This is a genomic window from Corallococcus terminator (assembly GCF_003611635.1).
In the GTDB taxonomy this organism is placed as follows: domain Bacteria; phylum Myxococcota; class Myxococcia; order Myxococcales; family Myxococcaceae; genus Corallococcus; species Corallococcus terminator.
Map to the genome: position 1 here is coordinate 22,528 of NZ_RAVZ01000099.1, position 6,248 is coordinate 28,775.

Sequence of the window (6,248 nt, forward strand, 5' to 3'; positions counted from 1 at the left end):
GCCCGGGTCCTACTTCGCGCCTACTTCTCCGCGCGTGCGGGACAGCCCCGCTTCAGCGTGTACTGGTAGTAGCCGATCTCGTCGATCCAGAACTCGCCCTGGAAGCGCCAGTAGTTCCACGACGCGCCCGGCATCTTCGGACGGTAGAGCGTCTGGCGCGTCAGCAGCGTCTTCTGGTCCACGCCCGCGGAGAAGAGGTCCTTCTCATCGAGCGCCGTCTGGACGCGGATGATCTCCGCCTGGTCGGAGAAGGTGCGGAGGTTGTCCGCGGCTTCCTTGATGCGGTTCTTCGCCAGCGTGCCGCCCACCTGGAGCAGCGTGCCGCGAATCTCCTCCAGCGACGCCACGGTCTGCGCGGCCAGCGGGGTGCCCCGCCACGGTCCGTCCACGATGGCGCGCTTCTCCGCGTCCACGCGGGTGAGGGTCCGCATCACTTCGCGGATGCGCTCGTTGTTGCGGATCCACAGGTACACCGCGCGAGGCAGCCGGCGGTTCTCCGCGACCACCAGGTTGAAGGCCTGCACGGGCGGCAGCTCCTCGCCGGTGAAGGGCTCCAGTTGCTTGGCCATGGGGCCGTAGCGCTCGTCGAACGCCGCGAGCGTCGTCTTCACCTCGTCGTAGAGGCACGAGTAGTAATAGACGGTGGACTTGAGGATCCACGACTCGGGCTGGAAGGCGCCTTCGAACTGGGGCGCGTGCAGGGCCTGGAGGCTGCCCAGCGCGCCGCCGAAGTCCTCGTTCTGGAAGCGGGCGAAGCCGTTCTCGAAGAGCGCCTGATCCCAGAAGCGCGCGTAGCGGGGCACGCCCTCGTAGGCCTTCACCGCGTCGGCGTACTCGCCCCGGCGGTAGTGCACGCGGCCCAGGGCCAGGAGCGCCAGCTCGCGCGTCTCCGGCAGCTCCACCTGGGGCTCCTTGGTGGAGAGCACCGTCTGGAACGCGGCGATGGCCTCCTTGTCCAGCGTCTCCCCTTCCCCGGGACGGCCCGGGAAGCGCGGATCCGCGAGCACCGTGCCCAACAGGTAGCGGGCCTTCGCGTAGACGCGGCTGTCGGAAGGCACGGCCTCCAGGAGCGCACGGGCTTCATCGAAGCGCATGCGGCGCTGGGTGGCGGTGCCGACCAGGTAGTTGATCCGCGCCAGCACTTCCTTGGGCAGCGTGACCCACTGGTCGCGCACCTCGTCGGAGTAGGCCTGGTTCAGGATGCTGGGGATGAGGTTCTGCTCATCCAGCCGCTGCTGCATGTCCACCAGCCCCTCGATGGCCTTGAGGTACGAGGGGTGCTTGGGGCCAGCGTTGACGATGGCGGCGTAGGAGATGAAGGCGGCAACGGGCAGCTCCTTCTTCGCGAAGGTCTGCGCCAGGTAGTACTCGGCCTTGCCCTTGAGGTCCGCGTCCTCCCCTTCGGCGAGCTGCGCGAAGAGGGGGGCGGCGGAGTCGAACTGGCCGGCGTTGAAGGCGGACAGCGCGCGGTTGTAGGCGCCCACGTCCTGCTGGGCGAAGGCCGCGGCCGGCACGACGAGGGGCCCGATAACGACGAGGAGTCGGAGCAGTCGGGACATGGTTAGAAGAGCATCGAGAAGCCAGCGTAGAAGCTGACGTTGTTGAGGACGTCCGACGAGGGTTCGGCCACCAGGTCGCGGCCGAGGATGATGTCCTCGCGGTAGTTCTTCTTCGTCTCCGGATCGACGCCGTCGAACTTGGCGACCTTGCAACTGCCGCTCAGCGACAGGCCGTCGAAGGGCTGGTTCGCGGCCCGGGCGGCCTCCAGCGCCTCGAAGTCACCCAGGTTGCAGCCGTCCACCTTGTCCACGCGCGCGGTGTAGATGAGGTCGCGCACCTCCAGGCGGATGGCGTAGGACTCGCCGAACTGCACGCGGAAGCCGCCGCCCACCTCGCCCAGGAACTTGTTGCCGGTGTCGCCGAAGCGCGCGGGCACCTGGTACGTCTGGCCGTCCACCTCGTTGGCCACCTTGGGGCGGATGAGGTGGCGCGTCTTGCCCACGCCCGCGCCGCCGGACAGCACCAGGCTGAACTGCGCCAGCGAGTTGTTGAAGAAGGCGAACTTGCCGTAGAGCGGCGTCACCTCCACGCCCGCGTGCGCGCCCCACTGGAGCAAGAGCGAGGACGCGGCCTGGGCCTGCTCGCGCACCTTGTCGATGAGCTCCAGGTTGAAGTCGCTCTCGTCGGAGTACCAGTTGTACTGGCCGCCCACCTGGAGGGCGAAGTTCTCCTGCAGGTGGTAGACGTAGTGCAGCGCGGAGCCCACGTGGTTGGTGAACTTGCCGTTCACCTGGACGACGCCCGGGTACAGCACCAGCTCGTGCTTGCCCTCGTCCGCGAAGCGCTTCTTCTGGACGATGTGGACGTTCACGTTCGGGTTGTAGAGCGGCGCGCCGTTCACCAGCCGCTGCTGCTGCGCATCCGTGGTGCGCGGGGCCTCACCGGACTCCGGCGACTCCAGCACCGGGGCATCCGCCGGCGCGATGCCGGACGTGGGGCCCGTGGGAGCGGGGGCCGCTGCGTCGTCGTCATCCGACGACGAGGTTCCAGGGCCAGGACGGGGCGCGGGAGGCGCGGCCGGCGTCTCCGGTGTCGCCTGGGGCACCGCGGGCGCGTCGCGCTGGGTGCGCGAACGCTCGGGCGGCTCTCCGGGTGAGGTGGAGGAAGGAGCGGTCGTTTCCGGGCCCACGGAGGCCGGAGCCCCAGGGGTGGCCGGCGGCTGCGCCGGGGCGGCACCCTGCGCGAACGCGAGGGCGGGCACCGCGGCGACGAGGAGCGCGATGGAACGGAAGGGTCGCATAGGAAGGGTCAGAACGAGTAGGTGTAGCCGAGGTCGAACTGCACCAGGTGCGTGAGACCCGGGCTGCCAGCGGGCTCGCCGGTGGGATTGCCGGCCTCCCATTCGTCGCGCTGCAGGTTCACGCGGTAGCTGTCCTTGAAGATCCAGTCGCGCAGCTCCAGGCGGATGCCGTGCTGCTCCTTGACGAAGAAGCGGAAGCCCAGCGCGGCGGACACCACCGGCGCCACGCGCGTCTCCTTCACCCAGTAGTTCTCCGTCGCGGATCCGCGATCATCCACGGCCGTGCGGTTGTCACAGACGCCCGCGGCACGGTCCACCACCTGGGTGCACTGGATGACCGACTCGCGCTTCAGGTTGCCCAGCCCGCCGCCCACCCAGAGGTACGTCTGGAAGTGCACCGGGATGTCCGCGACCAGCGAAATCTTTCCGTAGATGGGAGCCCACCGCGCGCCGATGACGCCGTGCAGGTTCATCCGCCAGAGGTCTTCCAGCTCGTCCGTGACGCGCTTGTCCTCGCGGTCCAGGAAGGACTCGGAGATGGAGCGCGCCAGGCCCGTGTGGCGGCTGGCCGCGAAGCCCGCACGCGCTTCCACCGCGAACGTGTCGAAGAGGTTGTAGGCGAGGCCTACGTCGAAGAAGTAGTGCGCCGTCAGGTACGTCTGGACCGGCAGGCCCACGGACAGGGACAGCTCTGGATGGCCCGCTGGCTTGTAGAGCCGGTTGCGGACGACCGCGGAGTCCAGGACGCCGTCTTCCTGTGCGGCGGCGCCGAGCGCCGTCAGCGAGATGCACAGCGCTGCGAAGGCGCGAAGCGAGCGTGCGTTCATATCTCCTGCCCGGCCCGGGGGTGGGCCGTTGGGTAGGCCGGCGGCCCTGCGACCGTCTGCTTCGACGGTGAGGCTCCGGCGTGGGACAGCCATGTGAGCACGGCGCCCCCTCACCGCAAGCGGAACCCAACGACTGTCGGTAAAGTTTTCGCCCTTTGTCCCCAGGGCGACCAGCACTCAACGTTTCGACGCACGCCGCGCGACACGGAGGCCGGAAACGACGAACGCCCCGCCCGGAACCCGAAGGTGCCGGAAGCGGGGCGTCGAATGGGGCGCGCGGTGAAGCGCGCCCGTGCAGCGGTTGAGACTAGCGCGCGGCCTTGTGCGCGGCGCGCATCGCCACCTTGATGCTGGGGCGCACGATCACGATGCTGTCGTTGTGGCCGGAGACCGCGCCCTTCACGAGCACGAGACCCTTCTCCACGTCCACGTCCACCACCGTCAGGTTCTGGGTGGTGTTGCGCTCGACGCCGTAGTGACCCGGCATCTTCTTGTTCGGGTAGGTACGGCCGGGCGTCTTACGCTGACCGATGGCGCCCGCGTGACGCTGATACTCGTGCGTACCGTGCGTCTTCGTCTGCGAACCCTTGAAGCTCCAACGGCGCATGACGCCGGAGAAGCCGCGACCCTTGGTGACGCCCGTGACGTCCACGAGCTCGCCCTTGGTGAACATGTCCGCCTTGACGGCATCGCCCACGTTGAACGCGGCGGCCTCTTCGGCCGTGACGCGGAACTCACGCAGGTGCCGGCGCGGCGTCGCGCTGGCCTTCTTGAAGAAGCCGAGCTGCGGCTTGTTCAGGAGCTTCTCGCGGATCTCGCCGAAGCCCACGGTCACCGCGGAGTACTGATCCTTCTCCGGGGTGCGCTTGCCGACAACCAGACAGGTGTTGACGTCGATGACCGTCACCGGAACGAGGTTGCCCTCGTCGTTGAACACCTGGGTCATGCCGATCTTCTTGCCAATCAGACCCTTCACGTCGTCCTCACAGCGAGCGCCCGTGGCGCCGAAAGCCCAATGAATTCAATGAACTGGCCTACACGCGTGCCCGCGGCCGCCAGGAAGCGGCGCAAGATAGCAAACACACTCCCCACGTCAAGCACCAAGGGCGTGTGCAACCCCCTACTGCGCGCGATCCAGCCGGGGGTAGAAGGAGGCGAGCTGTGCCTCCCCGATGCGCTGGGCATACACCTCTTCGCCCAGCAGGAACAACGCCTGATCCAGATAATCTTCCGCGCCCTTGGACTCCTCCTCCTTGGCGGCGATGGCCTGATCCAGCTCCGCCATCCGCTCGTCATGGGTGCGCTTCTGCTCCGCAGCGGCGTCCTCCAGCTCGATCAGCCGCTTGTGGGCCAGGATGCCGGCCCCACCGGGCTGGCCGGGTGTGGGCGTCAGCGCGGTGGCGAGCTGTGACTCCCAGTCCTCCACCTCGCGGGCCAGGCGCATCTGCGCGATGCGGTTCTTCTTGAGGTTCTGCCGGGCGGCGTCCAGCTTCACGGGGTCCTGGGTGTCCATCTCCAGGTCCGCGAGCTTCGCCTCGATCTTCTTCAGGCCGGCGACGGCGTAGCGCAGGTCGGCGCGGCGGGTGTCCAGCGTCTTGCGCAGACCCTTGACCTTGCCTTCCACGGCGTCCACGGCCCGCTTGAAGCGTCCGGTGATCTCCCGCTGGGCCGCGCACTCGTCCTCGTGCTGCACGAGGTACTCCTGGTACGCGACATCCTCGTCGTTCATCTCCGCTTCCAGCACCGCCAGCTCCTCGCGGCGCGCCTCCAGCACCTCTTCGGCGCGGTAGACGCGTTCCATGGAGCGGGGGCAGTTCGGCTTGCCCGGGAGGATGTCCCGGGCCAGGTCGCCGAGCTGGAAGATGAGGTCGTTGTAGCTCTCCTTCGCCATGGGCGGATTCATACGCCCAAGACGCCAGGACTGTCACCGGCCGAGCACACCTTGCCTGGGTGCCCGGCCCTGCCCGCGCCGCGTCAGGAGTCCGCGGGCGCCGCCACGGCCTGGGATTCCCGCCGTACGGCCGCCATGGCGCCTTCCGCCAGGGCGAGCAGCTCCCGGGCGCGGTCCTGCTCCTCGGTGCGGTTGAGTTCGCACACCCAGGCGGACGACAGGTCCGCGTGCTGGCGGGCCATCTCCGCCGTCGTCTCATAGCGAGCAGCCGACGCCCGGGCGAAGGCGCCCTCCCGGCGCAGCTCCAGCACCGTGTCCGGATCCAGGTCGATTTCCTCCGGGGGCACCGGCAGCGGCCCCCGTCCCAGCGCCGCCAGACGGGCCAGCAGCCGGGACGCATGGGCCCGGCAGAACGCCGCCAGCACCATCAGCCGCGCCCTCACGCGCGCGTCGTTCATGCGTTCCGCCAGCCCCGTCATGCGGCGGGCCGACACCACTTCCGCCTCCCAAGCGGCGGCCAGTGCAGCGGCCAACCGGGTATGCCTCGCGCCCATCAGCGTCCCTCCCCCACCCTCATCAGCCCCAAGCTAGGAACGCACGCGGGGTAATTCAACCGACCCCGCGAGCAACCATCCAATAGAGGCCCACTCCCGCGAGCCCGATGGACGACACGCGCATGACCCTCGAGTGCAGACGGGGCCTGCGTTGAACGATTCGCAGCACGGGAAGC

At 68.7% G+C, this 6,248-nt stretch carries 6 protein-coding genes; all 6 read right to left on the reverse strand.

Annotated elements, in window-relative coordinates:
• Nucleotides 1-20: 20 nt before the first annotated feature.
• Nucleotides 21-1,559 (reverse strand): tetratricopeptide repeat protein, encoded by a 1,539-nt coding sequence (locus tag D7V88_RS16235; protein WP_120541549.1) that lies wholly within the window; start codon nt 1,557-1,559, stop codon nt 21-23.
• A gap of 2 nt (nt 1,560-1,561) precedes the next feature.
• Nucleotides 1,562-2,800: an outer membrane beta-barrel domain-containing protein gene (locus D7V88_RS16240; RefSeq protein ID WP_120541550.1), complete on the reverse strand. Its 1,239-nt coding sequence runs from the start codon at nt 2,798-2,800 to the stop codon at nt 1,562-1,564.
• An 8-nt stretch (nt 2,801-2,808) separates the two neighbouring features.
• Nucleotides 2,809-3,627: an outer membrane beta-barrel domain-containing protein gene (locus tag D7V88_RS16245; protein ID WP_120541551.1), complete on the reverse strand. Its 819-nt coding sequence runs from the start codon at nt 3,625-3,627 to the stop codon at nt 2,809-2,811.
• Between the two features lie 307 nt (nt 3,628-3,934).
• Complete coding sequence (gene rplC / locus D7V88_RS16250; protein WP_120541552.1) at nt 3,935-4,603, reverse strand: 50S ribosomal protein L3; 669 nt, start codon at nt 4,601-4,603, stop codon at nt 3,935-3,937.
• Nucleotides 4,604-4,747: 144 nt separating this feature from the next.
• A complete protein-coding gene (locus D7V88_RS16255; protein WP_120541553.1) occupies nt 4,748-5,518 on the reverse strand; it encodes a hypothetical protein in 771 nt (256 codons plus the stop codon).
• A gap of 83 nt (nt 5,519-5,601) precedes the next feature.
• The gene (locus D7V88_RS16260; protein WP_120533964.1) at nt 5,602-6,072 is read right to left on the reverse strand and encodes a hypothetical protein; all 471 of its coding nucleotides are present in this window, start codon (nt 6,070-6,072) and stop codon (nt 5,602-5,604) included.
• Nucleotides 6,073-6,248: the final 176 nt, after the last annotated feature.

Excerpts from the sequence above, each read along its gene's own strand:
- D7V88_RS16235 (WP_120541549.1), bottom strand. The coding sequence starts at position 1,559 with ATGTCCCGACTGCTCCGACTCCTCGTCGTTATCGGGCCCCTCGTCGTG.
- D7V88_RS16240 (WP_120541550.1), bottom strand. The coding sequence starts at position 2,800 with ATGCGACCCTTCCGTTCCATCGCGCTCCTCGTCGCCGCGGTGCCCGCC.
- D7V88_RS16245 (WP_120541551.1), bottom strand. The coding sequence starts at position 3,627 with ATGAACGCACGCTCGCTTCGCGCCTTCGCAGCGCTGTGCATCTCGCTG.
- D7V88_RS16255 (WP_120541553.1), bottom strand. The coding sequence starts at position 5,518 with ATGGCGAAGGAGAGCTACAACGACCTCATCTTCCAGCTCGGCGACCTG.
- D7V88_RS16260 (WP_120533964.1), bottom strand. The coding sequence starts at position 6,072 with ATGGGCGCGAGGCATACCCGGTTGGCCGCTGCACTGGCCGCCGCTTGG.